This window comes from Streptomyces pimonensis (genome assembly GCF_041380215.1).
Taxonomy (GTDB): Bacteria; Actinomycetota; Actinomycetes; order Streptomycetales; family Streptomycetaceae; genus Streptomyces; species Streptomyces pimonensis.
Window position 1 is genome coordinate 15,557 of record NZ_JAHWZY010000003.1, and the last position, 23,634, is coordinate 39,190.

Consider the following 23,634-nt stretch of genomic DNA (forward strand, 5'->3'; position numbering starts at 1 on the left):
CCGACCCTAGGCCCTCGCGTTCGATCACCGCAATGCCGTTCCGGTCAGGCCTGGGTGTGCTCGCCCCCGCCGTGGCGTGCGGTCGACTCGTTCTCCTGGGCGAGCCGGCGCAGGGCCATCAGCGCCGGTTCCAGGAGGAAGGTCAGGAGCACCGCCCGCTCGGCCTTCTCCAGGGGATCCGTGACCGTCTCCAGGTGGTCGAGGTCGTGCCGGGCCGTCCGCTCCGCGAGTTCGGCATAGGGGAGGAGTGTCTCCCAGTCGTACGCGATGCCCAGTGAGCGCAGGGTCCGCAGCGTCTCGTCGACGGCCTGCCGGGCCGGGTTCTGCTCGGAGACCGACCAGCCCATCGCATCGACCAGGGCGGCGGCCTCGGGGGCCGATCCCGCGGGGGGCCTGCCCTCGGCCGCATCCGGCGTGCCGCTCTCGGGAGGCCGGATGCCGAAGGCGATGCCGAGCAGTTGATGCAGGTCGGTCCGGTGCTCGGTCATGGCGTCCAGGACGCTTCTGGCCGAGGCGACGGACAGGCCCCGTACCCCTGTCAGCGCGCGGATCAGGCGGAGCCTTCTGAGGTGGGCCTCGTCGTACTCGGCCTGGGTCGCCGCGGTGCTCCGGCCGGGCGGCAGCAGCCCCTCGCGCAGGTAGTACTTGATCGTCGCGTTGGGCACCCCGCTGAGGCGGCTGAGCTCCGAGATTCTCACGTGTCCTCGCCCTCCCTCTGGAAAATGGATAGTTGTACTGTCTAATATAGATAGCCTGACTATCTAATTATGGAGGCGAGACTACCGTGCCCACCCTTCCCTGGATCACGCCGCATCCGGCGGGTCCCGACACCACCCACGCCTTCGTCATGGCCTCCCGCTTCGAGGTGCGGTCGTTGAAGGACGTCCCGCGCTTCTTCCTGAAGTCCCTCTCCGCCTGGGGCCAGGTCCGCAGGGCGCCCGGCGCCCTCGGCGCCTCCCTGGAGGCCCGGCCGTTCGGCAAGGTCTTCCACACGCTGTCCGCGTGGGAGAGCCGGGACGCGCTCCACGCCTACGCCCGGACCGAACCGCACAAGAGCATCATGACCGGCCTGCGCGCGACGATGCGCGACTCGACGTTCACCTTCTGGGAAGTGCCCGTCGACGCGCTGCCGGTCGACTGGGACGACGCCAAGCGCCGCATCGAGGCCCAGGCGCGGGCCGGCGCCCCGGGCGGGCACGGCACCGCCCACTGAACGGCGGCCCGCGCCTCGGGCACGGCCCCGGCACGCCGTGCCCGAGGCCCGGGCCGGGCGGACCGTGGAGGCGGTCGTCGGTCTAGGCTTCCTGAGGGGGCGGTGCGCGGGGCCGGTGAACCGGTCCCCCGAGCGACGGCCCACCGGGGCCGGCGGCGGCAGCGGTGACGTCGTCGGCCGCTTCCACGAGGTCCCCGCGTCCCCCGCTCGACGGCGGCCGGAGCGCCGTACGACTGCCCCCTTCCGGATGATGACGCCGCGGCCGGACGGGTCCCACCGGCTCAGTCCCTCAGCCGGCCGCGCAGCCACTCCTCCACCGCGTCCACGTGCGTGGCCGCCGCCGCCCGTGCCGCCTCCGGGTCGCGGGCGGCCAGGGCGCGGTGGATCGCGGCGTGTTCGCGCCGGGTGCGGGCGAAGGCGCCCTCCTCCTGGTAGCCGCGCCAGACCCGGGCCCGGAAGGTGCGCGAGGACAGGCCCTCCAGGATCGCGGCCATCGTCGCGTTCCCCGCCGCCGCCGCGATCTCGCGGTGGAAGGCCAGGTCGTGGGCGAGGATCTCCTCCGGATCGTCGGTGGCGTTCATCGCCGCCAGGTGCTTCCCGACCTCGGCCAGCCGTTCCGGGGTGATCCGCGCGGCGGCCAGCGCGGTCGCCGTCGACTCCAGGACGCGGCGCACCTCCAGCAGTTCGACCAGGCGCGGCCCCCGGGACAGATCGGCCACCACGCCGAACGTCTCCAGCAGGTCCCCGGCCTCCAGACGGGTGACGTAGATGCCCGAGCCGTGCCGGGCCTCGACCACGCCCAGCGCCGTGAGCGCTCGGATCGCCTCCCGCATCGAACTGCGGGAGATGCCCAGCCGGGCGGCGAGTTCCCGCTCGGTGGGCAGCCGCTCACCGGGCTCCAGCTCGCCCTCCCGGATCATCGCCGTGATCCGCTCGATGGCGCGCTGCGTCACCGTGCCCTTCCGCGGGGCCGTCTCCTCCACGCCACTCCTCCACTCGCCCGGTCTGCCGCAGTCTAACGACGAGAGTGGTCCGACCACTAAGGGCCGAAAGTCGCACGATTTATGTACAGGGGCTGTTGTGCTCGCCAAGTGGTCTGATAAATATGCGGCCGTGCTCCGGATTGACGCCCTACCGTCCCCGTCGCCCACCGAAAGGTCCTCCGTGCCCCCGCGACCCGCTCGCATCACCGCCGTCGACACCTACGACGTCCGGTTCCCCACCTCGCGCGAACTCGACGGCTCCGACGCGATGAACCCCGACCCCGACTACTCGGCGGCCTACGTCGTGCTGCGCACCGACGCCGCCGACGGACACGAGGGGCACGGGTTCGCGTTCACCATCGGGCGGGGCAACGACGTCCAGGTCGCCGCGATCGAGGCGCTCCGCGGCCATCTCGTCGGACGGTCCGCCGACGAACTCTGCGCCGACCCCTCCGTCCTGAACCGCGACCTGACCGGCGACAGCCAGCTGCGCTGGCTCGGACCCGAGAAGGGCGTGATGCACATGGCGATCGGGGCCGTCGTCAACGCCCTCTGGGACCTGGCCGCCAAACGCGCGGACAAACCGCTGTGGCGCCTGCTGGCCGAGGCCGACCCCGCATGGCTGGTCCGCCAGATCGACTTCCGCTACCTCACCGACGCCCTCACCCCCGAGGAGGCCCTCACCCTCCTGCGCCGCGGCCGGGAGGGCGCCGAGGGACGCACCGCCCTGCTGCTGGAGCGCGGCTACCCCGCCTACACCACCTCACCCGGCTGGCTCGGCTACGACGACGAGAAACTCACCCGGCTCGCCGTGCGGGCGGTCGCCGAGGGTTTCCGCCAGATCAAGCTCAAGGTCGGCGCCGACCTCGACGACGACCTCCGGCGCTGCCGGGCCGCCCGCGCGGCCGTCGGACCGGACGTGCGCATCGCGGTCGACGCCAACCAGCGCTGGGACGTGGACGAGGCGATCCGCTGGACCAAGGCCCTCGCGGAGTTCGACCCGTACTGGATCGAGGAGCCCACCAGCCCCGACGACATCCTCGGCCACGCGGCGGTCCGCCGCGCCGTCGCCCCGGTGAAGGTGGCCACCGGCGAGCACGCGCAGAACAGGATCGTCTTCAAACAGCTCCTCCAGGCCGGCGCCCTCGACATCGTCCAGATCGACGCCGCCCGGGTCGGCGGCGTCCCCGAGAACCTCGCCGTCCTGCTGCTCGCCGCCAAGTACGGCGTCCCGGTGTGCCCGCACGCCGGCGGGGTCGGCCTGTGCGAACTCGTCCAGCACCTGTCGATGTTCGACTACGTGGCCCTGACCGGCACCACCGAGGACCGGGTCATCGAGTACGTCGACCATCTGCACGACCACTTCCTCGACCCGGTGGTGATCCGCGACGGCCACTACACGGCGCCCCTCGCACCGGGGTTCTCCGCCGCCGTGCGCCCGGAGTCCCTGGCGCGCTACACCTATCCCGGCGGCGGCTTCTGGGCCGCCGACCCCGACACGCAGAAGGACGAGGAGCGGACCGCATGAGCGACTTCGAGGGCCTGACGGCCCTGGTGACCGGCGGCGCCTCCGGCATCGGCCGGGCCACGGCGGACCTCCTGGCGGAGCGCGGCGCCACTGTGGCCGTGCTGGACCTCGACCCGTCGACGGTCGACGGACCCCTCACCGGACACCGCGCCGACGTCACCGACGACGCCTCGGTGCGTGCGGCGGTGGCCGCCGCCGTCGACGGCCTGGGCGGCCTCGACGTACTGATCAACAACGCCGGCGTCGGCGCCCGGGGCACCGTGGAGACCAACTCCGACGAGGAATGGCACCGCGTCTTCGACGTCAACGTCCTCGGCATGGTCCGCACCGCCCGCGCCTGCCTTCCGCACCTGCGCGCCTCCGGGCACGCGGCGATCGTCAACACCTGCTCCGTCGCCGCCACCGCGGGCCTGCCCCAGCGGGCCCTGTACAGCGCCACCAAGGGCGCCGTGCACTCCCTCACCCTCGCCATGGCCGCCGACCACGTCCGCGAGGGCATCCGCGTCAACTGCGTCAACCCGGGCACCGCCGACACCCCCTGGATCGGCCGGTTGCTGAACGCGGCCGACGACCCGGCCGCCGAACGCTCCGCCCTGGAAGCCCGCCAGCCCACCGGCCGCCTGGTCTCGGCCACCGAGGTCGCCGGCGCCATCGCCTACCTGGCGAGCCCGCTGTCCGGCGCCACCACCGGTACGGCCCTCGCGGTCGACGGCGGCATGCAGGGACTGCGGCTGCGCCCGGAGCCCCGGTGAACCGCCGTCGGCTCGGCCGCAGCCGCGTCGAGGTCACCGCCCTGGCCTTCGGCTCCGCCGGAATCGGCAACCTGTACGCCGAGGTCGGCGAGGAGGCGGCGTACGAGGCGGTACGGGCCGCCTGGCAGCGAGGTGTCCGTTACTTCGACACCGCCCCGCACTACGGCATCGGCCTGGCCGAACGCCGCCTCGGCGCGGCCCTGCGCGAGCACCCGCGCGAGGAGTTCACGGTCTCCACCAAGGTGGGACGCCGTCTCGAACCCTCCGACGCCGGCGGCGACGACCTCGCCCACGGCTTCGCCGTCCCCGCCACCCACCGCCGCGTCTGGGACTTCAGCGCCGACGGCGTACGCCGTACCCTGGAGGCGAGCCTGGAACGCCTCGGACTGGACCGCGTCGACGTCGTCTACCTCCACGATCCCGACGACCACGCCGAACAGGCCTTCCGCGAGGGCTACCCGGCCCTGGAAAGGCTCCGCGCGGAGGGCGTCGTCGGGGCGATCGGCGCCGGCATGAACCAGACCGCGATGCTCACCCGCTTCGTCCGCGACACCGACGTCGACGTCGTCCTGTGCGCCGGCCGCCACACCCTGCTCGACCACAGCGCCCTGACCGACCTGCTGCCCGCGGCCCTGGAGCACGGCACCTCCGTCGTCATCGGCGGCGCCTTCAACTCCGGCCTGCTCGCGGACCCGAGGCCGGGAGCGACGTACGACTACACCCGGGCGCCCGCCGAGTTGCTGGACCGTGCCCTGCGGCTGAAGGAGGCCGCCGAGCGGCACGGCACCACCCTGCGCGCCGTCGCCCTGGCCCACTGCGCCGCCCATCCGGCGGTCGCGAGCGTGCTGGTCGGCGCCCGCTCGGCCGCCGAGGTCCACGACTGCGCCGACCGGTTCGCGGCCCCGGTGCCCGCGGCCCTCTGGCGGGAGCTGCGCACCGACGGCCTGCTGCCGCCCGAGGAGGAGCTGCCGTGACCGTCGACGCGCACCACCACGTCTGGGACCTGTCCGTCCGCGACCAGGACTGGCTCACCGGCCCCGGACTGCGGCCGCTGCGGAGGAACTTCGGCCTGTCCGACCTCGCCCCCGAGACGAGCGCGGCCGGTGTCGACCGCACCGTCCTGGTGCAGACCGTCACGGTCCCCGAGGAGACCCCCGAGCTGCTGGCCCTCGCCGAGGCGCACGAGCCGGTCGCCGGGGTCGTCGGCTGGACCGACCTCGTCCGCCCCGACATCGCCGACGAACTGGCCCGGCTGCGGGCGCTGCCCGGCGGACGGTACCTGAAGGGCGTCCGCCACCAGGTGCAGGGCGAACCCGATCCCGGATGGCTGCTGCGACCGGACGTCCGGCGCGGACTCGCCGCCGTGGCCGACGCAGGTCTGGCCTACGACCTCGTGGTCCTGCCGCACCAGCTGCCGGCCTGCGTGGCGGCGGCCGGATCGCTGCCCCGGCTCACCTTCGTCCTGGACCACCTGGGCAAGCCGCCCGTCGCCTCGGGCGCGCGCGAACCCTGGGCGTCCGACGTCCGCGCTCTGGCCGCCCTGCCCAACACGGTGTGCAAGCTCTCCGGCCTGGTCACCGAGGCCGACCCGGCCTCCTGGACGATCGACGACCTGCGCCCGTACGCCGACGTCGTGCTGGACGCCTTCGGCCCCGGCCGGCTGATGTTCGGCTCGGACTGGCCGGTGTGCACCCTCGCGGCGTCGTACGGCGACGTCCTCGCCACCGCGCGGGCGCTGACCGACGGCCTCGACGCCACCGAACGCCATCAGCTCTTCGAGACCACCGCCACCCGCGTCTACGACCTGTGAGTCGTCCCCGTCAGCCGGGTCGGCGGCAGGAACTCCCGCACGTACGTCCGCTCCCAGCACGCGCCCGTCTCCCGCAGCTCCCGCCACGTCGTGTAGCGGTAGCGGAAGAGGCGGGCGCGGATGTGCCGGGGCGGCGCGTCCGCGGGGAACGGGGAGCGGCGCAGCAGCCTCAGCGTGTCCCGGTCGCCCTCCAGCAGACGTTCCACCAGCGCTCCGAACCAGGGACCGGCGTACGCGGGCGACAGCGCGGCGAACCACATCAGCCAGTCGAGCCGCAGATGGTACGGCGCGAACTGCCGCGGCCAGCGCCGCGGATCGCCCGGCTTGCCCCTGAACTCGTACTCCCGCCAGCCGGAGTCCTTCCGGGGCACCTCGGCCGCCGTCCCCTCCACGACCACCTCGTACCGGATCCGGCTGACGCTGCCGAACGCCCCGTAGGTGTTGACCAGGTGCAGCGGGTCGAAGGAGCGGTTCATCACCTGGCGGCGGGAGAGCATGTTGCGGACCGGCCGGTGGCTGAGGCCGAGCAGCAGCGCGGACACCGCGAGGACGACCACCACGTACCACAGCGGCGCGTCGGACACCGCCGGCGGAGCGGAGGGGAACGCGACCGCCGGCAGGGCCAGCACGATCGTGATCCAGTTCAGCCAAGCGAAGTTGCCGGACAGCACCAGCCACAGCTGGGTGACGATCATCAGCGAGGCGGCGACCGTGGCGACCGGCTGCGGGGCGAACAGCAGGAACGGCACGACCAGCTGGGTGACATGGTTGGCGGCCACCTCGATCCGGTGCAGCGGCTTCGGCAGACGGTGGAAGAACCAGCTCAGCGGGCCCGGCATCGGCTGGGTCTCGTGATGGTGGTCCAGGCAGGTGAGTTTCCGCCAGCACTCGTCGCCGCGCATCTTGATCAGACCCGCGCCGAACTCCACCCGGAACAGGACCCACCGCAACAGGAACAGCACGACGACGGGAGGCGCCACCTCGTCGTTGCCGAGGAGGACGGCCAGGAACCCGACCTCGAGGAGCAGTGACTCCCAGCCGAACGAGTACCAGGTCTGTCCCACGTTGACGACCGACAGGTACAGCGCCCACGGCACCAGCCACAACAGCATCCCGCCCCACAGCGGAAGCAGCGAGTCGAGCCCCGCCAGCAGCGCCGCCGACACCGCGCAGCCCGCCCAGGCGCACACCGCGAAGAACCGGTCCGAGTAGTGCCGGTGGAACAGGCTCGGCGACCTCCTGAACGGCACCCGCTCCACGAAACGCGGCACCGGCAGCATGCCGCGCTCCCCGATCAGCGCGCGGAACTGCAGCGCCGTCGTCAGGAACGCGACCAGATACAGCCCGGCCAGCGCCCGCTGGAAGACCAGCCGGCCCGTCCAGTACTCGGGTGCGGTGAACCACTCCACGGCCGTGCTCCCTCTGCCTCGCCCCGCCGGGACCTCCGTGACTCTCCGTATACCACCGGGCGGGCCGTGCAACCCGCGGGCCGGGGGCGTCCAGCGGTCGAAGAATCGCGTGAACCCTGGCAAGGTGGGTCCATGGCTGATCGGGGAGCGAGCCCCCTGTCTCTCCCGGACGACTGGCCGGACCACCCGGACCCGATCCTGGCGCTCAACCGCATGGGCGGTTTCGACTGGGACCTGGACGCCGGGGTGATGCAGATGGACGCCCAGGCGCACGAGATCTTCGACGTGCGCCCCGACGAATACGACGACAGGCCCGAGTCCCTGAGGCGCAGGGTCCCGTCCGGCGAGGCCCTGCGCCTGGACACCGTCGTGTCACAGGCGCTGAAGGACGGCAGCGAGAACTACGGTGCCTACTTCCGCGTCCGCCGCCGCGACGGCTCCCTGCGCTGGACCCACACCCAGGGGTACATCCGCCGGGACGACAGCGGCCGGCCCCGCCGCATCATCGGCATCGTCCGGGACGCCACCCAGGAGCTCGGCGACAGCGAGGCCAGGCGCGAACAGGCCGCCCAGGAGGACGACCGCCGCCGGCAGACCAACGTCGTCCAGCTCACCACCGCCGCCCTCGCCCACGCGCGCACCGTGCAGGACGTCATCGACGTCCTCAAGGACACCCACGGCCTCGCCCATCTGGGTGCGACCAGCCTCGTGGTGGGTCTGCTCGAGGCGGGCAGGATCCGGCTCATCGCGGAGGGACCGGAGGGCAGCCTCATACCGGGCACCGAGGTCACCGGGATCGACGAGCCGTACCCGATGAGCGAGGCGGTGCGCACCCTCAGCCCGTGCTTCATCGATTCACCGGAGGAGTTCGCCGAGCGCTATCCGCAGCTGTGGCAGGGCCTCACCGGCCTGGACATCACCTCGGCGGCCTATCTGCCGCTGATCGTCCAGGCCCGTCCCATCGGCGCGATGGGGCTGCTCTACAGCGACCGGCACGGTTTCTCCGCGGAGGAGCGCAACATCCTCATCGCCCTGGGCAGCAGCATCTCCCAGAGCATGCAGCGTGCGATGTTCTACGAGCAGGAGATGGACCTCGCCCGGGGGCTGCAGCAGGCCATGCTGCCGCGCACCATCCCCAGCGTGCCCGGCGCCGATCTCGCCGTGCGCTACCGCGCCGCCACCGTCGGCGGCTCCCTCGGCCGCGACATCGGCGGCGACTGGTACGACCTGATCCCGCTGCCGGGAGGCCGGGTGGGCGCCGTCATCGGCGATGTCCAGGGCCACGACACGCACGCCGCCGCCGTCATGGGCCAGCTGCGCATCGTGCTGCGCGCCTACGCGGCCGAGGGCCACGCGCCGGCCACCGTGATGGCCCGTGCCTCCGTCTTCCTGGACGAGCTCGACACCGACCGCTTCGCCACCTGCCTCTACGCCGAGGTCGACCTGTCCACCGGTGTGCTCCAGGTGGTCCGGGCCGGCCACCTCGACCCGCTGGTGCGCCGCACCGACGGTTCCTGCCGGCGCGTTCCCGTCCCCGGCGGGCTGCCGCTCGGCCTGTCCGCGGAGTTCGGGCGGCTCGACTACCCGGTCGGCACGATGGAGCTCGATCCCGGCGACACCCTGCTGCTGTGCACCGACGGCCTGGTCGAGCAGCCCGGCGCCGATCTCGACGACGGCATGGAGACCCTTTCGGTGCTGATCGCCGTCGGCCCCGACGACGTACGCGACCTCGCCGACCGGCTCATCGACGTGGCCGAGGAACGCGATGGCGGCGACGACGTGGCGCTGCTCCTGCTGCGCCGCCGCGCCCTGGACGGCGCGCGGCCCGGCGGCCGGCTCAAACAGCGGGTGGCCCCCGGCGATCCGGAGGCGCTTGCCGAGACCCGGCACGTGATCCGCACGGCGGTGGGCGCCTGGGACGCGGGGGACCGTGCCGACGAGATCGAGCTGGTCGCCGACGAGATGATCACCAATGTGCTGATGCACACCGAGGGCTCCGCGATCGTCACCCTCCGGGTCCTCACCGGCGCCGAGCGGCGCGTGCGGGTGGAGGTCGAGGACTCCTCCAGCGCCCTGCCGCGCCGCCGGGAGGCGGGCGAGTCGGGCGTCTCCGGGCGGGGCCTGCTCCTGGTCGAGATGCTCACGGACGTATGGGGCGTGGAGGCGCGCGGCGGCGGCAAGTGCGTATGGGGCGAGTTCGTGGTGGCCAGGGGCCTCGACCGGGCCTGAGCACGCGCGGAGGCCGCACCGTGTGGAGGGCGTGCCGTCCCGGGGGCCGGAGGGACCCGGAGCGGCCCGTCCGCCGACGTCCCCGGCGGCGCTCCTGGCGCGCGCCGGAACTTCCCGGGGCGGCAGGAGCGGTCCGCCGGTGCACGGCCGCGCCGGCGAGGCCCGCCCGGTGCGTGGGGACGCCGTCCGCGGTCCTTCACCGGGGCTTCAGCGCCACCAGGCTCTCGTCCTGCGCCGTGCGCACCTCGTAGCGGGCGGATGCCCCCGGGGCGCATGGCGGAACCGCCGAGGATCGTGGTGGGGCGGGCGTCGTGACGGGGTACGCTCCAGCTGCTCGCCGTCTCCTCGGAGCCGTCCCGGCCGATCACCACCAGACGGCAGGTGCGGGGGCCTGCACCGTCCTTGACCCCGATCTCCAGGGCGCTGCCCCGGGCCTCGTCCCCCGTGGTCGCCCGCGCCCACACCCCGGACCGCTCGTCGGCCGCCGCGATGCGCACGGCACCCCCGCCGTCGGCCCGCGCCGTCATCGCGATCGCCGGCGCGGTCACCGCGAGCACCACCGAGGCGGCCGGCGCCGGCAGCAGCCGGCGACGCCCCGCGCGGTTGCGGGCCGCCACTTGTGACAGCAGCCGGTCCAACATCTCCGAGCCGGGCCCGGGCGGCGGGTGCACCAGCCGCGGAGCGGAACTCCGGTACAGCATCAACTGGCGTGCCACGGGCCCGGATCCGGTGGCCCGGACAGCGCACCGGGGGCACTCCACGAGGTGGCCCTCGAAACGGAACGCGTCCCCCTCGTCCAGCACGCCGGGCGCGTAGGCGCCGACGTCGCGATGCCTCTCCAGGGACCTCATGCCGAATCCTCGTGCCGTTGGGTACGGGTGGGGTTGCTCCTTGCCCCCACCGGTACGCACCGGGCAGCCGAATCACTCAGGCGACGTGCCGGATCGCAACCGGGGGATCCGGAGCCGAACGGCCCGTGGACCGGCCGGATCGGCGAGGAACCTAGAAGAGATGGATGGCGAGGTGACCGAGCGGCAGCCCGAGCTGCCACGCCGGCGTCCACACCTTGGGTCCCTCGTCCTCGCCGGTCACCGCGCCGCCGCCCGGCACCGCGTTCAGATCGGGCGCCAGCAGCTCCGTCTCGCGCAGCCAGCGCCACGCCTCCCGGGCCAGCTCCAGGCCGGGGTCCGGCGCGTTCCGGCCGGCCGCGGCGGCGTCCGCGGACAGGTCCCGCAGGCGCTCCTGCACCCACTCCTGCCACGGCTGGTCGTACGCGGTCAGCGACAGCCAGGTCTCCAGCCGGGTGACCACCCGGATGCCGGACAGCTCGCCGTCGGTGTCGGACAGGAACACGGTCAGCGCCAGCGCGTCCCGTCCCGCGCGGAACTCGAAGGACGTCGGCGGCATCAGATCGCCGCTGCGCAGCAGTTCGTCGGCGATGTACTCGGCGTACAACCAGGCCATGGGGACGGTCAGTCCACCGTCGCCGGTGCCGTCCGTGCTCTCTCGACCTCTGTGCAGCATCCCTTCCTGCCTTCCTCCGGTGCGTGCGCGTCGCCCGAACCCGGGCCCCCGGTCCGGAACACGGATGGGGACAGCCGATTACCCGACCGGGGTGGTCGGCAAGGCGCTTTACAGAGGTTTGACTCGACGGCCGGTTTCACCGCATGTCGGAGGCGTACCCGGGAAGCACCCGGCGCAGGGCGCGCAGCGCGTAGTACGCGCGGGACTTCACGGTACCGGGTGGGATTCCGAGGGCCGTCGCGGCTTCCGCCACACTCGCCCCCTGGAAGTACACGAGCACCAGGACTTCACGGTGCTCCGGAGTGAGTGTCTTCACAGCCTCGCGGACGTCGAGCGCGGCCGCGGCCCGTTCGGCGTGGTCGGAGATCACACGGGCGTTCTCCAGCACGGCGTCCCCGACCTCGGCCGGCCGGGCCTGCCGGGCCCGTCGTGCGTCGATGGCGAGTCGCCGCCCCACGGTGAGCAGCCAGGGCCGTACGGAGTCGAAGTTCTCGGCGCGCAGGGCCTCGGGATGCTGCCAGGCGCGCACCAGGGTCTCCTGGACCAGATCCTCCGCGCGCTGCCGGTCCCCGTCGCAGAGCCGGAGCAGCAGCGCGTAGAGGGGCCGGCCGTGCTCGCGCTGCAGTGCGGCGAGCTCGTGCTCGGCGGTCGTCCCGTTGATGAGTGTGGTTCCGGCCGTCATGGCCGTATGGCAGCGCACGGCGCGACGCGGGGACAGGGCGTGCGCAGGGACGTGCGGCGGACGGTCGATCGCGTCGACGAACGGTTCGACGAACGGTCGAGACGGCCTTTCACGCACACCGGACGGCCCGAAGAGCGTGTCGGAACGAGGCCGGGAGCGAGGCGGCTTCTCACCCGTTCGTCCATGAATGTGACCGCAGTGGGGTGAAATGATGATCACACGCAGCCGGTGGGCGGCCCTGTTCCTCACCGTCGTCCTCGCCGCGGCGCCGCCTGTCAGGCCCGTGACCACCGACCGCCGGAACCGGGGCGTCCGGCCCTTTCCGTGACGGGGCCCCGCGGCTTCACCCCGGTCACCCGGGGGACGTGCCGGCCCGCGACTCGATCACCGGACGCGCTCGCGCCGACGCGGGCGGTACCGGGTACGACTTCCGGCCGATGCTCTCCGGTGTCCGCTCCGTCGTGGACTTCGCCGATGTGGCGTCGTGTCCCATGGGGACCGTGTACGGCCCGGGCGGCGATCGCACCGGCCACCCCCTCCTCGCAGCCCTGCCCGAGGCGGCCCGCCGACTCGCCGCCACCGGCTACGACAGCCGCTCCACCTCCTCCGGCCACTTCCCGGACGACGGCGCCGAGGGCATCCGCCGCACCCTGCCCCTCTGCGGAACGGTCATCGGCCCGTCGCGGTGCAGCAGGGCCGGTACGGCGCGTACGCCCACGGACAGGCCCTCGGGACCTGCTCCACGCTGCGCCGGGCGCGCCGGTAGAGGGGTTGACCAGGTCCTACACCTCGGTGAGGCGACGGCCGAACTTGTCCGGGGGAGAGGGGGCCATGTCCTTCGTCCCGCCCCCATGACACCTTGGCCGTCATGAGGGCTCCTTCGGATCTGCGCTTCCAGGGTGCGCTCCAGCCGCGTGCCACGCCGACCTCCGCCGTCTCGACGCGGTCGACGGGCGTGCGGCAAAGGACACCCTCGCCCGCCCGGAGCCCGGGCACGCGCCTCACCTCCTCCCGGTCCGCACACGGCTGACGGCCGGTCACGATGTCCCCGGGGCACCGCCGGCGGAGGCCACCACGCGCACCGCGGACACACGCGTACGGGACTACGGCACCACCGTGACCGGCCACCGGCCGGCCTTCACCAGCCGTACCGCGACCGAGCCGACGAACCGGTGGCCCGCCTGCTCGGAGGCGCCCACCACCACCGCGTCCGCCCTGAGGCCGTCGGCCGCCTTCACCAGTCCGTTGTAGGGGTCGCCGCGAAAGGTGTGGAACTCCCAGCGGATGTCGAAGACGCCATCGGTCCGCTTCATCGCGTCCCTGACCTGCGCCACCAGGTCCTCGGCCACCTCCTCGGTGGTGTCGGCCACCGGCGCGCCGAGCGCCGCTCCCGCGGCCAGCACCGGCTGCACGTACACCAGGGCGAGCAGCGCGCCCTGGCGGCGGGCCAGACCGGCGGCGTACGCCGCCGCGCGCAGGGAGGAGACGGAGCCGTCCACGCCGGCCACGATCACCTTCGGACCGTCCGTGCCCCGTTCGAACCGATGGGACTGCTGTTCCGTCACAGCAGCGAGGCTATCGGAGTCCGGCGCCCCGGCCCCGACGCGTCCCTCGAGGTCCGTCGCCCGCACTGCGCCGGCCGGGTGAAAACATGCCGCCACGCCGGTGTCGCTGAGGTGGGTCGGGTCTCCGCGGGGCGACTGATGAGTCATGCAGAAGGATCATTTGCTGACCCGGCGCCGGGCGCTGCTCGCCGGCGCCGTCCCCCTGGGCGCCGCCGGTGTGGCCGCGGCGTTCGCGCCGGGCACCGGGAGGCGGACCGCGCCACCGCCGGCCGCCGGCGCCCGGGCGGCCCGCCGCCCGCTCAGGCCCTCCGAGTACCGTCTGAAACCCCTGACCGGCTACGGCCCGCCGCACCCCCCGCACGGCAGGACGCCGGTGCGGCACGAACCGCTGCTGCGCGTGCCCGGACACGGCCGCACCATGGTGCTGAGCTTCGACGACGGGCCCGACCCCCGTTACACCCCGCACATCCTCGACACCCTGGCCCGGTACGAGGTGCGGGCGATGTTCTTCGTGTGCGGGGAGATGGCGGCCGGCCACCGGGACCTGCTGGCCAGGATGGCCGACGAGGGGCACGTGGTCGGCAACCACACCTGGACCCACCCCCTGCTCACCCGGCTGCGGCGGGCCCGGATCCGCTCCGAGATGGAACGCACCAGCGACATCGTCGAGAAGGTCTGCGGCGAGCGCCCCGCGTGGTTCCGCGCACCCTACGGCGCCTGGAACCGCGCCGCCTTCCAGCTCGGCGCCGAACTGGGCATGGAATCGCTGGCCTGGACGGTGGACACCCTCGACTGGACCGAACCCGGCACCCGCACCATCGTCGAGCGGGTGACGGACGGCGCCGCCCCCGGCGTCGTGGTGCTCTCGCACGACGCCGGGGGCGACCGCTCGCAGAGCGTGCGGGCCCTGCGCACCTATCTGCCCGGGCTGCTGGACTCCGGTTACCACCTCACGGTGCCCCGCCGGCAGTACGTCTGAGCCGGTCCCGCCCGGACGCGGAACCGCTCAGCGGACCCCGGTCAGACGGGCGAAGACGACCACGTTCCCGTCGTAGCCGCTCTGCGGGGAGAAACCGCCGCCGCAGGTGATGACCCTCAGTTCCGCGGTCCCCCTGGAGGCGTAGACCCGGTCGCCGGGGAAGTCGTTCTTCGCGAAGACCTCGACGCCGTAGATCTCGAACACGGCGGTCCTCCCGTCCTTGCGGGCGATCTCGACGCGGTTTCCCTTCTGCAGCGCCCCGAGCCCGTAGAACACGGCCGGTCCCTGCGCGTTGTCGACATGGCCGACGACGACCGCCGTGCCCTTCTCGCCCGGTGAGACGACGCCGGTGAACCAGCCCGCCAGATTGGGGTCCTGGGGCGGTGGCGCGTCCACCCAGCCCTCCGCGTCCAGACCCACCGGAACGACGGGCGCGTCCACCTGGATCGCCGGGATCACGACCCGGTCCGGGACCGCGTACGGCAGCGGTCGCACCGCGTCGGCCGTGACGCCGCCGGACGTCCGGCGGCCGGTGGCGGCCGCGGCGGCCGGCTGCGGCGGGCCCTCGTCGAACTCCCCCGAGCCGTTCCGGATGAGCGCGAGGCCGGTGAGCAGGACCAGCGCTATCACCCCCCAGGGGGCGCGCCTTTTCCGCCGTACCTCCCATTCGGCTTCGGCCGGCTCGAAAGCAGACATTCGCCTTCCCCTCTCGACACGGCCGTCGCCGTACCACTCGCGCATGACGGAAACGCTAAATGCCGCACGCGCAACCGGCGACGGGTCGGCGGCGAACGGGTGGCTCCGGCGCGACCGGTGCGCCATCCGGGGCGGTACCGGACGAAGATTTTCTGACGGTCCGTGACCTGCGGTGATATCCCCTCTCGGGGTTTTCCGCACGGGTTCGCCTCACCGGTACGGACCATTCCCGAAATGCGGGTGTGCGCAGGGCAACTGAGGGTTTTTCCGGGAGGCGCTTTCTCGCCGATCGACCGGGAACGGGACCCGGGGCGTCTTCCGCGGAGGATCACATGCGCAATCCACGTGCCCTGGCGGCCGCCGGCGCCGCGGTCGCCGTCCTCGGGGTCGCCGCCCCGGCGGCCGTCGCGGACTCCGGCCGGGTGCCCAATCCGTCCAACATCGTCGCCCTGCCCGGCGTCATCGCCCGCGGCGGCCAGCTGACCATCACGGTCGACGGCTGCCCCAACGGCGGCACGGCGACCTCCAACGCCTTCCCCCGGACCAATCTGACGCCCATCAGTGGCGCCAACGACACCTCGAGGGGCACCGCCACCGTCGACGACGACGTCCGTCCCGGTCCCTACGACATCACGGTCCACTGCTCCGGCCGGAGCCTGACCCGGCCGGCGGCCTTCACCGTCATCGGCGGTGTCCGGGGTGGTATCGGCGGCAGCAGCACCAGCGGGGCGACCCCGACCGACGTGGCCATCGGCGGGGCCCTGGTGGCCGCCGCGGTCGTCGGCGGGGGCGTCTTCTGGACGCGTCGTCGCGCCGAGAAGCGGATCTGAACCGCTGTCTCCCTCAGGGCCGCCGTTCCGCACGAGTGCGCACGCCGCTCGCCCCGGATCCCGCGGGATCCGGGGCTGCGCTCCGCTCCCCGCGGGTGGTGTCAGCCCTCGATGTGCGGGAAGTGCCGCAGGAACGGGTCCGCCGACGCGGCGAGCCCCCGGCTGTAGGGGGCGTCGAAGTCCCAGATGAGGAAGAGCAGGAAGGCGATCAGCGCCGAGAACAGCCCGGCGAGGACCATCTCCCGGGTGGTGCGCCGGATCTGCAGCGCGAAGATCATCCCGATGGTGACGACGGCCCCGGTGATCAGCCCGAACCACACCACGCCCGGCATGGTCTCCCCGGTCGACTCGGCCCGGGCGCTGCGCGCCTGGTCGGCGGCGGCCACCTGGTCCACGAGCGGCTGGTAGGCCTGCGCCTCGAAGTCCGTCCGCGGCTGGTAGTCGGTGACGTCCCGGCGGACGCGGTCGAGGAGTTCGGCACCGCGTTCGGTGACCCGTCCGTCGTCGGCCATGGTCCGCCACTCGGTGGTGACGACGTGTCCGACATAGGCGTTGACATCGTCCCGGATGCGGTCACGCACCTCGGTGGGGTAGACCCGTACCCGCTCCGAGATCTCGTGCAGTGCCACCGCCTCCGCCCGTACGTGCTCCTGGGCGGCGCTGCGTCCCTCCCAGACGCCGGCGATGGCGAGACCCAGGACGATGGCGTACACCACGCCGATCCACATCGTCATGTACTCGATGACGTCCGGGGTCTCGCTGGGATCCTCGTCGTCGGCCGCCCTGCGGTGCCGTACGAGGGTGATGACCACCACGACGACACAGGCGGCGAGCATCGCGAGGGTGAGAACAAGCCATTCCGACAAGGGATGCCTCCAAGAGAGGTTCGGGGCGGTCCGGGGGCTCAGCGCGGACGCAGCGCGGCGACGGCGACGACAGCGGGCGTCGTGATGAGCAGGACGAAGGTGAGCGGCGACGTGGCGCCGCCGGAGGACCGCCGGACCGGGGCCGCGCGGTACCGCGGGTAGTGCACGGGCGTCACGGACGGCCGCGGCTTCGGCGTGACCGACGGCGTCGGGGCCGGTGAGGGCGGCGGCGAGGGGCGCGGTGAGGGGGGCGGCGAGGGGCGGGGGCGCGGCGGGGCAGGAGCCGGCGTCGGCCGGGCGACGGGCGGTGCCGGACGGGCGGCCGGTGGGGGCGGTGGCACGGTCGGCGGGGTCGGGCGGGGCTTCGGCGGAGGCGGTGGTGCGGTCGGCGTGGGCTCGGGCGGGGGCGGTTTCGGAGGGGGCGTGGGCGTGGGCGTGGGGGTGGGAGTGGGAGACGGCGGCGGTGAGCAGAACGGGGGGTCGGTCCAGGTGAGGTGACCCGCGACCGCCACCGCCTTTGTGCCGCCCGGCCCCGTCGAGGCGTACGCGCAGGCGTCGGCCACGGCCGTGCCGGGTGCGCCGACGACCGTCCAGATCAGCGTCGCCGCGGCCAACGCGCGTGCGGTGGTGTGGGATTGGGTCGGTACGTGTGCTTGCACGACGGAGATCATGAGTCGTGAGCCGCCGGGCCGCGCCCGGGATCCCGATGATTGCCCCGAAGGAGTTAACAAAAGAAATCCGGGCCACCGGTGAACACGATCCGTGCCTCCGTGCGTACCCATCGTCGAGCGGCGGCACAGCAGGGCGCTGCAGAACCCCTGCGACGATGTGGAGTCGACGATGAAGACCTCCTGGCGGACCGCCTCGTCGGCGGCGAGCGCCGCGGTGGTGCTGGCCCTGACCACGGCGTGCGGGCAGGAAAGCCCGCCGCCCGCCTCCAGCCAGAACGTCGGCACCACGGCCGGGGCCGGGGACGTCGGCAGTATCGGCGCGGGTCAGGCGGGGGTGGCGGCGCACGGGCGTCGGCGAACTCCTCCGGCACCGCGGGCGAGCCGGACGTCTCCACCAGCGCCAGGTTGGGCGAGGTGGTGACCGACAGCCTCGGGCCGACCCTGTACCGCTTCGACCAGGACACCGTCGAACCGCCTGCCTCCAACTGCGAAGGACGACTGCGCCAGGACCTGGCCGCCGGTGCCCGCCGACGACGCCACGGCCGGCGAGGGGATCGACGAGTCGCTGCCCGGGGAGGTCGTCCGGGCCGACGGCACCAAGCAGCTCACCGTCGCCGGCTGGCCGGCCTACCACTACGCCAAGGACGTCGACGCCGGTGACGTCAAGGGCCAGGGCCAGGGCCAGGGCGTGGGCGGCAAGTGGTACGCGCTGAACCCCGAGGGCGAGAAGGCGCAGGTGGCCGGCCAGCCCGGGCTGTCCACCCGTGAGGACCCGAAGCTGGGCGAGATCGTCGTCGACCGGAACGGCATGACCGTCTACCGCTTCATGAAGGACGAGGCCTGGCCGGAACCCGTCTCGGCCTGCGCCGGCGCCTTCTGGAGAAGTGGCCGGCGGTGCCGCCGGTCGACGTCGACGACACCGGGGGTATCCAGGAGAAGGGCTACATGACCTTCACCCGTCCGGACGGCGCCGAGCAGCAGACGATCAACTGCCGGCCCGTCTACACCTTCGCCGGTGACAAGGCTCCCGGCGACACCAATGGTCAGGGCGTCGGCGGCACCTGGTACGCCGTGCGGCCCGACGGAAAGCCGGTCGGCGCGCCGGAGAAGTAGCGGCCTGCCCGGGGCGTCGTCCACTCCGGACGCCGCCGGCCCCGTGCCCGCCCCTCCGCGAACTGCGGAGGGGCGGGCCTTTTTTGCCGTGATTCACCGGTACCCGTGGAATCATCGGAACCCTTCTCCGCGTACCTCTCGGCGTGTCGGGACTCTCCGGAATGCCGTGGACACATGTCGTCACGCTTTCCCGGGGGAGCGCCGAATGGGCACGTGCCCCTGGCAGTGACCGGGAACGGACGGTCAATTTCCGTTTGGGGTCGCTCCTTTGGCGGGCGATCAGTAGCCTCTGCTCGAACACCGGATCGCCTACGCCTGGAGAGATACATGGAGCGTCCCGCCTGGGCCCCGCGGAGCATCGACATCTCGGTGCCCAGCGTCTCCCGGATGTACGACTACTACCTGGGCGGTTCGCACAACTTCGAGGTCGACCGGGAAGCGGCCCGCAGGGCCATGGAGTTCATGCCGGGCCTGCCCAAGATCATGCAGGCGAACCGTGCCTTCATGCGGCGGGCGGTGCGTTTCGCGGCCGGTGAGGGCATCACCCAGTTCCTGGACGTCGGTTCCGGCATCCCGACGTTCGGCAACGTCCACGAGGTGGCGCGGGTCGCCGTACCGGACGCACGGGTGATGTACGTCGACCACGACCCGGTGGCCGTGGCGCACAGCCAGGCCGTTCTGGAGGGCGACGACGGCACGGGCGTCGTCGCCGCGGACCTCCGCAAGCCGCGGGAGATCCTCGGCAGCCCCGAGGTGCTGCGGTTGATCGATCTGAATCGACCAGTGGCGCTGCTTCTCGTTGCGATACTGCACTTCGTGGAAGACACGGACGACCCGTACGCGGCGGTGGCCGAACTGCGCCAGGCCCTCGCGCCCGGCAGCATGCTCGTGCTCACCCACGCCTCGTACGAGGGAGTCCCGCTGCCGGTGGAGCGGGCCGAGGGGGCGGTGGACGTGTACCGGGACATTCGCAACCCGCTGGTCATGCGCACGCGCGACGAGATCGCGCGGTTCTTCGAGGGGTACGACATGGTGGAACCCGGACTGGTGCCGATGCCGCAGTGGCGGCCGGACACCGCACCGGAGGACGAGGATCCCTACGCGTTCTCCGGTTTCGCGGGCGTGGGGCGTACGGCGTGAGCGCGGAGCCGGACGGGCCGGAGGACAGACTGCGCCGGTTCGCGACGATCTGGAGCCGGGCGGTCTTCCCGGTGACCTCGACGTCGGCGACCCGCTTGGAGTTCGAGGAGCTGCTGCTGCCGCTGGCCCGGCTGCTGAGCGAGGCGCTGCGGGCCCGGTCGTTCGACCCGGAGGCGGGCCGGGCGGCCGGCGCCGCGCTGGTGGAGGCGCACTGCACCGACCCGGAGGCGCTCAGCCGGACTCTGGACTGCGTGGACGCCTATCTCGTCCTGTACTGCGGCGGGGACGGCGACCGGGAGGACCTGCGGGCGCGCTCCGGCAGGCTCCAGAACGCCATGGCCGCCGGGTTCGCGCAGGCGCTGCGCGAGCGGACGCTGGCCGAGCAGGAGGCCGTCGCGCAGGCCGCGCTGGAGGCCCAGGGCGTGGTGGCGCAGGCGCTGCACGCCACCGAGGCCCGGTTCCGGGCGGTGTTCGAGGGCGCGGCCATAGGGATCGGCATCGCCGACCTGGAGGGCAACGTCCTGCAGGTCAACGGCGCGCTGCGGCGCATGTTCGGCCTGTCCGAGCAGGGCCTGCGCGTCCGCAACGTCAAGGAGTGGGTCCACCCCGACGACGCCCCGCAGACCTGGCGGCTCTACGACGAACTGGTGAGCGGCGAGCGCGAGCACTACCACCTGGAAAAGGCGTTCCACCGCCCTGACGGAACGGTCCTGTGGACCAATCTGACGGTGTCCCTGCTGCGCGACGCCGACGGCGACCCGCAGTACCAGCTCGCCCTCATGGAGGACACCACCGAGCGGCGGCTGCTCAACCTCCGGCTGCGCTACGAGGCCACCCACGACGCGCTCACCGGGCTGCCCAACCGGACGTTCTTCTTCGAGCGGCTGGAGAAGGCGCTGGGCGCCGGTGAGGGCCAGCGGTTCGGCCTGTGCTACCTCGACCTGGACGGCTTCAAGACCGTCAACGACAGCCTCGGCCACGCGGCCGGCGACCGGCTGCTCGTCGAGGTCGCCGACCGGCTGCAGGCCTGCGCCACCGCGTCCGGCGAGATGGTGGCCCGGCTCGGCGGCGACGAGTTCGTGGCGCTGACCACCGGCCCCGACACCGAGCGCACCGTCGACGAACTGGCCGCGCGCATCATGAACGCGCTGCTCGCCCCGATCAGTGTGGACGGCCGGGAGCTGACCGTGCGTGGCAGCATCGGCGTCGTCGAGGGACCCGCAGGGGAACGCAGCGCGGCGGAGGTGCTGCGCAGCGCCGACATCACCATGTACCGGGCCAAGTCGGCGGGCGGCAACCGGTTCGAGCTCGCCGACCCGGAGGCCGACGCCCGCGCCATCACCCGGCACGGGCTCACCACGGCGCTGCCGACGGCCCTGGACCGGGGCGAGTTCTTCATCGAGTACCAGCCGCTGGTGCACCTCGGCGACGGCAGCGTCCGGGGCGCGGAGGCGCTGGTGCGCTGGCTGCATCCGCAGCACGGGGTGCTGTCCCCGGACCGGTTCATCCCGCTCGCCGAGCACACGGGGCTGATCGTTCCGCTGGGCCGCTGGGTGCTGGAGCAGTCGGTGCGGCAGGCCCGTGAGTGGCGGGACCGGCACGGCGGTGAGGCGCTCGGGCCGCTGCGCATCAACGTGAACCTGTCGCCCTGCCAGCTCACGCATCCCGGACTGGTCCAGGACACGGTGGAGATCCTGGAGCGCACGGGTGTGGAGCCGGACGCCCTGTGCCTGGAGGTGACGGAGTCGGCGCTGATCGGCGCGGACGACGATCTGCTGAAGCCGCTGCGCCGGTTGGCGGAGATGGGCGTCGACATCGCGCTGGACGACTTCGGCACCGGCTACTCCAACCTGGCCAACCTGCGCCGGCTCCCGGTGAGCATTCTGAAACTGGACCGCTCCTTCACCCAGAGCATGCAGCAGTTCCCGGCCGACCCCGTCGACCTGAAGATCGTCGAGGGGATCGTCTCCCTGGCGCACAGCCTCGACCTGGCGGTGACGGTGGAAGGCGTGGAGACGGGGGCCCAGGCCGAACAGCTCCGCGTCCTCGGCTGCGACACGGCCCAGGGCTGGTACTACGCCCGCCCGGGCCCGCCCGACCGCCTGCACGAGCTGACCCTCGTCGACGCGACGGGCTAGCCGCCCGGCGGCTCGGGGCGGGCGGGCCGTGGCTGATCGCGCAGTTCCCCCGCGTCCCTGGGGAGGCTGCCCCCGCGGACGGGGAGGGGCCGGGAAACGGACCCGGAGTTCACAGAGGCGGGCGCCTCGGGCCGGTGCTGCGCGTACGCGGAGACGCCGCCGGGCTGTCCGGTCGCCCGGGCGGCCCGGTGAACGAGCCGTCGGAGACCACCGGCGTCCTCCTCGCGCCCGATGTGGTCCACCTCGTGTACGGGACCGGCTCCGACGGCCGGCGGGCCCGCCGCGGTTCCGTGCGGCGCAGCATGACGAGGGGACCGGCCGGCGCCCGCACCGCCACCAGGTCACCCCGGTGCCGCCGGGTGTCGCCCGCGCCCGGTGCGGGCGGCGTCGAGGGCCACTTCCGTGACTTCTCCCTGCCGCTGTGCGAGGTGATCGGCCGGCCGGGCGTCGAACGGGTCGTCGCCGTGTCCACCGTGGGACGCGGCGTCGCGAGGAACGCCGGGCCGGTGTCCGCCTCACTGGCCGTGGACGACCGGACCGCGGCGGCCGTGCGGTGCCCGGGGCGGCTCGCTCACCGCTCCAGCAGCATCCGCTGCAGCTCGCGGGCCGCGCGGGGCGGGGCCACATCGCTGCGGTGGGCCAGGGCGATGGCGCGGTGCAGGCCGGGGCGGGCCAGCGGGGTGACGCGCAGTCCGTGGCCGGAGCGGGCGGCCACCATCCGCGGTACCACCGCCACCCCCAGGCCCGCCCGTACGAAGCCCAGCACCGCGTCCATCTCGCCGCCCTCCACCGCGAATCCGGGCTCGAAGCCCTCCGCCCGGCACGCCGCCACGGTCAGCTCACGCAGGTCGTAGCCGTGCCGGAACATCACCAGGCGTTCGCCCTCCAGGTCGGCGATGCGCACGGTGCGCCGGCCCCGTCCCGGCCGCGGGGCGTCCGGGGAGGAGACGACCACCAGATCCTCGCGCAGCAGTTCCACCGTGGTGAGCGCGGGGGAGGGCGTCGGCAGCGGCAGGACCACGAGGGCGAGGTCGAGGGCGCCGCGGGCCAGCTCCCGTACCAGGTCGTGCGAGCCGCTCTCCTCGATCAGCAGCCGGACGCCCGGGTAGCGGTCGTGGAAGGCGCGCAGCACGTCCGGCAGCAGTCCGGTGCACAGGCTCGGCGTCGCGCCCAGCCGCACCCGCCCGCTGCGCAGCTGCGCCACCTCCTGCACCTCGTGCCGGGCGGTGTCCGTGTCGGCGAGGATCCGCCGGGCCAGCGGCAGCAGCGCCTCGCCCGCGTCGGTCAGCGTGATGTTGCCGCGCGCCCGCCGGAACAGATCCGCCCCCAGCTCCCGCTCCAGCGCCCTGATCTGCTGGGACAGCGACGGCTGCGCGACGTGGACCAGCTCCGCGGCCCGGGTGAAGTGCCGGGTCTCGGCGACGGCCACGAAGTACTGGAGCTGCTGGAACTGCATGCACCCAGCATAGGCTTTACCTATCGGAACAAGCCGGACCATGTCTTGGA

At 73.2% G+C, this 23,634-nt stretch carries 21 protein-coding genes and 2 pseudogenes; 12 read left to right on the plus strand and 11 right to left on the minus strand.

Features of this window, described 5'->3' with window-relative positions; translation table 11 throughout:
• Positions 1-44: 44 nt before the first annotated feature.
• Positions 45-698, minus strand: a complete 654-nt coding sequence (locus KYY02_RS04160) for a MerR family transcriptional regulator (RefSeq protein ID WP_371236040.1) — start codon at positions 696-698, stop codon at positions 45-47.
• An 86-nt stretch (positions 699-784) separates the two neighbouring features.
• Between KYY02_RS04160 and KYY02_RS04165 the strand changes: the two genes are divergently transcribed.
• Positions 785-1,213: a DUF3291 domain-containing protein gene (locus KYY02_RS04165; protein ID WP_371236041.1), complete on the plus strand. Its 429-nt coding sequence runs from the start codon at positions 785-787 to the stop codon at positions 1,211-1,213.
• A 281-nt stretch (positions 1,214-1,494) separates the two neighbouring features.
• Here KYY02_RS04165 and KYY02_RS04170 read toward each other — a convergent pair whose 3' ends face one another.
• Positions 1,495-2,196: a FadR/GntR family transcriptional regulator gene (locus tag KYY02_RS04170; protein ID WP_371236042.1), complete on the minus strand. Its 702-nt coding sequence runs from the start codon at positions 2,194-2,196 to the stop codon at positions 1,495-1,497.
• A 181-nt stretch (positions 2,197-2,377) separates the two neighbouring features.
• On the opposite strand from KYY02_RS04170, the gene KYY02_RS04175 reads away from it, so the two are divergent.
• Genes KYY02_RS04175 through KYY02_RS04190 form a run of 4 tightly spaced genes read left to right on the plus strand, consistent with a single transcriptional unit; the run spans position 2,378 to position 6,286 of the window.
• The gene (locus tag KYY02_RS04175) at positions 2,378-3,724 is read left to right on the plus strand and encodes an enolase C-terminal domain-like protein (RefSeq protein ID WP_371236043.1); all 1,347 of its coding nucleotides are present in this window, start codon (positions 2,378-2,380) and stop codon (positions 3,722-3,724) included.
• Positions 3,721-4,476, plus strand: coding sequence for an SDR family NAD(P)-dependent oxidoreductase (locus KYY02_RS04180; protein ID WP_371236045.1), 756 nt, complete (start codon positions 3,721-3,723; stop codon positions 4,474-4,476). Before KYY02_RS04175 ends, KYY02_RS04180 begins: the two co-directional genes overlap by 4 nt.
• Positions 4,473-5,450 (plus strand): aldo/keto reductase, encoded by a 978-nt coding sequence (locus KYY02_RS04185; protein ID WP_371236046.1) that lies wholly within the window; start codon positions 4,473-4,475, stop codon positions 5,448-5,450. Before KYY02_RS04180 ends, KYY02_RS04185 begins: the two co-directional genes overlap by 4 nt.
• Positions 5,447-6,286 carry an amidohydrolase family protein gene (locus KYY02_RS04190; RefSeq protein WP_371236047.1) on the plus strand — a complete coding sequence of 280 codons (840 nt, stop codon included), beginning with the start codon at positions 5,447-5,449 and terminating at the stop codon, positions 6,284-6,286. Before KYY02_RS04185 ends, KYY02_RS04190 begins: the two co-directional genes overlap by 4 nt.
• Here KYY02_RS04190 and KYY02_RS04195 read toward each other — a convergent pair.
• Entirely contained in the window at positions 6,274-7,695 is a 1,422-nt protein-coding gene (locus KYY02_RS04195; RefSeq protein ID WP_371236048.1) for a lipase maturation factor family protein, read from the minus strand. The two genes, KYY02_RS04190 and KYY02_RS04195, sit on opposite strands and share 13 nt — an antisense overlap.
• A 132-nt stretch (positions 7,696-7,827) precedes the next feature.
• Between KYY02_RS04195 and KYY02_RS04200 the strand changes: the two genes are divergently transcribed.
• The gene (locus tag KYY02_RS04200) at positions 7,828-9,924 is read left to right on the plus strand and encodes a SpoIIE family protein phosphatase (protein WP_371236050.1); all 2,097 of its coding nucleotides are present in this window, start codon (positions 7,828-7,830) and stop codon (positions 9,922-9,924) included.
• 196 nt (positions 9,925-10,120) lie between these two features.
• Here the strand turns inward: KYY02_RS04200 and KYY02_RS04205 are convergent.
• The 3 genes and pseudogenes from KYY02_RS04205 to KYY02_RS04215 form a co-directional block, all read right to left on the minus strand.
• Positions 10,121-10,775, minus strand: a pseudogene (locus KYY02_RS04205) (zf-HC2 domain-containing protein).
• Between the two features lie 151 nt (positions 10,776-10,926).
• Positions 10,927-11,448, minus strand: coding sequence for a hypothetical protein (locus tag KYY02_RS04210; protein WP_371236052.1), 522 nt, complete (start codon positions 11,446-11,448; stop codon positions 10,927-10,929).
• A 136-nt stretch (positions 11,449-11,584) separates the two neighbouring features.
• The gene (locus tag KYY02_RS04215) at positions 11,585-12,130 is read right to left on the minus strand and encodes a sigma-70 family RNA polymerase sigma factor (protein WP_371236053.1); all 546 of its coding nucleotides are present in this window, start codon (positions 12,128-12,130) and stop codon (positions 11,585-11,587) included.
• A 365-nt stretch (positions 12,131-12,495) separates the two neighbouring features.
• Here KYY02_RS04215 and KYY02_RS04220 point away from each other — a divergent pair, with 365 nt between their 5' ends.
• Positions 12,496-13,002 (plus strand): CapA family protein, encoded by a 507-nt coding sequence (locus KYY02_RS04220; protein ID WP_371236054.1) that lies wholly within the window; start codon positions 12,496-12,498, stop codon positions 13,000-13,002.
• A gap of 231 nt (positions 13,003-13,233) precedes the next feature.
• Here the strand turns inward: KYY02_RS04220 and KYY02_RS04225 are convergent, their stop codons facing one another.
• On the minus strand, positions 13,234-13,695 hold the full coding sequence (locus KYY02_RS04225) for a universal stress protein (protein ID WP_371236055.1): 462 nt from the start codon (positions 13,693-13,695) through the stop codon (positions 13,234-13,236).
• 145 nt (positions 13,696-13,840) lie between these two features.
• On the opposite strand from KYY02_RS04225, the gene KYY02_RS04230 reads away from it, so the two are divergent.
• Complete coding sequence (locus KYY02_RS04230) at positions 13,841-14,674, plus strand: polysaccharide deacetylase family protein (RefSeq protein ID WP_371236056.1); 834 nt, start codon at positions 13,841-13,843, stop codon at positions 14,672-14,674.
• Positions 14,675-14,701: 27 nt separating this feature from the next.
• On the opposite strand, the gene KYY02_RS04235 is transcribed toward KYY02_RS04230, so the two are convergent.
• Positions 14,702-15,370, minus strand: coding sequence for a class F sortase (locus tag KYY02_RS04235; protein WP_371236057.1), 669 nt, complete (start codon positions 15,368-15,370; stop codon positions 14,702-14,704).
• Between the two features lie 332 nt (positions 15,371-15,702).
• Between KYY02_RS04235 and KYY02_RS04240 the strand changes: the two genes are divergently transcribed.
• A complete protein-coding gene (locus KYY02_RS04240; protein WP_371236058.1) occupies positions 15,703-16,200 on the plus strand; it encodes a hypothetical protein in 498 nt (165 codons plus the stop codon).
• A 101-nt stretch (positions 16,201-16,301) separates the two neighbouring features.
• On the opposite strand, the gene KYY02_RS04245 is transcribed toward KYY02_RS04240, so the two are convergent.
• Both KYY02_RS04245 and KYY02_RS04250 read right to left on the minus strand, forming a co-directional pair.
• Positions 16,302-17,066 carry a bestrophin-like domain gene (locus KYY02_RS04245; protein WP_371236059.1) on the minus strand — a complete coding sequence of 255 codons (765 nt, stop codon included), beginning with the start codon at positions 17,064-17,066 and terminating at the stop codon, positions 16,302-16,304.
• 38 nt (positions 17,067-17,104) lie between these two features.
• Positions 17,105-17,233: a hypothetical protein gene (locus KYY02_RS04250; RefSeq protein ID WP_371236060.1), complete on the minus strand. Its 129-nt coding sequence runs from the start codon at positions 17,231-17,233 to the stop codon at positions 17,105-17,107.
• Between the two features lie 673 nt (positions 17,234-17,906).
• Between KYY02_RS04250 and KYY02_RS04255 the strand changes: the two are divergent.
• The 3 genes and pseudogenes from KYY02_RS04255 (at position 17,907) to KYY02_RS04265 (ending at position 22,128) form a co-directional block, all read left to right on the plus strand.
• Positions 17,907-18,850: pseudogene (locus tag KYY02_RS04255) on the plus strand (SCO0930 family lipoprotein).
• Positions 18,851-19,177: 327 nt separating this feature from the next.
• Positions 19,178-19,990 (plus strand): SAM-dependent methyltransferase, encoded by an 813-nt coding sequence (locus tag KYY02_RS04260; protein ID WP_371236061.1) that lies wholly within the window; start codon positions 19,178-19,180, stop codon positions 19,988-19,990.
• Positions 19,987-22,128, plus strand: a complete 2,142-nt coding sequence (locus tag KYY02_RS04265; protein WP_371236062.1) for a putative bifunctional diguanylate cyclase/phosphodiesterase — start codon at positions 19,987-19,989, stop codon at positions 22,126-22,128. The genes KYY02_RS04260 and KYY02_RS04265 overlap by 4 nt, the downstream gene beginning before the upstream one ends.
• Before the next feature lie 571 nt (positions 22,129-22,699).
• Here KYY02_RS04265 and KYY02_RS04270 read toward each other — a convergent pair.
• The gene (locus KYY02_RS04270) at positions 22,700-23,584 is read right to left on the minus strand and encodes a LysR family transcriptional regulator (protein ID WP_371236063.1); all 885 of its coding nucleotides are present in this window, start codon (positions 23,582-23,584) and stop codon (positions 22,700-22,702) included.
• Positions 23,585-23,634 lie beyond the last annotated feature (50 nt).